The organism is Planktothrix serta PCC 8927, assembly GCF_900010725.2.
GTDB lineage: Bacteria > Cyanobacteriota > Cyanobacteriia > Cyanobacteriales > Microcoleaceae > Planktothrix > Planktothrix serta.
The window spans coordinates 1-453 of sequence record NZ_LR734912.1 but is presented as its reverse complement, the minus strand read 5'-3'; the positions used below and the strand labels follow the sequence as shown (position 1 = coordinate 453).

The window sequence follows — 453 nt, the reverse complement described above, 5'->3', positions numbered from 1 at the left end:
GAACTACCCACACTGACTGGGAGTACCAAGTACAGTGTCGGCTTCTGTACTCACAGGCGAATGCCAGAACTTAGACTTTCGCCCAAGATAGGGTCTTACATCCCCTCCTACAGCAGAAACGGCTGAACCATCCGTCTTGAGCATTTCGACTGCGCTCAATGCCAGCATTCTGATGCCCTCGGCTCTAATATTGATCGCGGCGTTTCCATCACGGTCATGATGAGTGCCACAATGGGGACAAATCCATTCCCTCACATCTAAAGGCATTTCAGTGCTGTGATGAAAACAATTAGAACATAGTTTAGAACTGGGAAACCATCTATCAATCTCGACTAACTTCGCGCCTTTTCGACCTAGTTTGTCAGCTAAGAAATTAGTGAAAGTTCCCCATCCACAATCAGATATTGCCTGAGCCAAATTGTGATTACGAACCATGCCTTTGACATGAAGATT

General features: G+C 46.1%; 1 protein-coding gene. It reads right to left on the bottom strand.

Translation table 11 applies throughout. The features are described from left to right. Positions 1-3 precede the first annotated feature (3 nt). The coding region (locus PL8927_RS27605) for an RNA-guided endonuclease InsQ/TnpB family protein (protein WP_156093359.1) at positions 4-453 on the bottom strand (450 nt) is incomplete at its 5' end.